At 39.8% G+C, this 576-nt stretch carries 1 protein-coding gene; it reads right to left on the bottom strand.

The window, feature by feature from the left end:
* Positions 1-193: 193 nt before the first annotated feature.
* A partial coding sequence (gene frr, locus ABN217_RS19930; RefSeq protein ID WP_349459956.1) for a ribosome recycling factor occupies positions 194-576 on the bottom strand: 383 nt, incomplete at its 5' end.

Here is a 576-nt window from a genome sequence, read left to right as displayed (position 1 = left end):
ACAGAAAGTGTGCTAGTACCAATTGAACCTGTAGAACCTAGAATAGTAAGACGTTTCATAATGCAGATACTCTGTATTTATTCAATACTGAGATTATATCAGCTTGATCGCTAAGAAAGGATGATTATTAGATCATTTGATATGAGAGAATAAAACCACCAAAGTTGCTCCTTTGATGGCTTTATTGGATGGATTAAAACTCCATCAGCTCAGCTTCTTTTTGAGCTAAAGCATCATCAACTTTTTTGATGAAGTTATCAGTCAATTTTTGAATGTCATCTTGTGAGCGACGCTCATCATCTTCACTGATTTCTTTGTCTTTCAACAATGCTTTTACTTTATCGTTAGCATCGCGACGCACGTTACGAACAGCAATACGACCTTGTTCAGCTTCAGCACGAACCACTTTGATCAGGTCTTTACGACGCTCTTCTGTGAATGGTGGAAGTGGAACACGAATCACTGTACCCGCTGATGATGGGTTTAGGCCCAGATCTGAAGCCATGATTGCTTTTTCGATCGCAGGTGACATAGAACGGTCAAATACAGAGATAGCTAATGTGCGAGCGACTTCAA

Source organism: Proteus sp. fly-1067 (assembly GCF_040139345.1).
GTDB lineage: Bacteria > Pseudomonadota > Gammaproteobacteria > Enterobacterales > Enterobacteriaceae > Proteus > Proteus vulgaris_B.
The sequence above is the reverse complement of the archived record's forward strand: the minus strand, read 5'-3'. Positions and strand labels throughout refer to the sequence as shown.